Here is a 523-nt window from a genome sequence, read left to right on the forward strand (position 1 = left end):
GGCGGTAGCTTCTGCCAAGGAGGGACAGGCGTCGAAATCACCCTCAGTGGTTCACAATCAGGTATCAACTATCAACTCAAAAGAGACAACGCAAATGTGGGTAATGCCGTCGCTGGCACGGGAAATGCTCTTTCGTTTGGCAACCAAACCCTCGCAGGAACCTACACTGTCGTGGCTACCAATGCCTCTACCAATTGCACCAAAGACATGAGCAGCAGTGCGTCTGTCACCGTCAATGATTTACCCACGGCCTACAACGTCGGCGGCGGTGGTAGCTTCTGCCAAGGAGGGACAGGTGTCGAAATCACCCTCAGTGGCTCACAGCCGGGCGTCAACTATCAACTCAAAAGAGACAACGCAAATGTGGGTAATGCCGTCGCTGGCACGGGAAACGAACTTTCGTTTGGTAACCAAATCGTCGCAGGAACCTACACCGTCGTGGCTACCAATGCCTCCACCAATTGCACCAACGATATGAGCAGCAGTGCGTCTGTCACCGTCAATGACTTGCCCACGGCCTACA

1 pseudogene is annotated in these 523 nt (G+C 53.7%); it reads left to right on the forward strand.

The window, feature by feature from the left end:
* Positions 1–523 (forward strand): annotated as a pseudogene (locus P1X15_RS32505) (hypothetical protein); the annotation flags it as partial.

The sequence above is a fragment of the Runella sp. MFBS21 genome, from assembly GCF_029433105.1.
In the GTDB taxonomy this organism is placed as follows: domain Bacteria; phylum Bacteroidota; class Bacteroidia; order Cytophagales; family Spirosomataceae; genus Runella.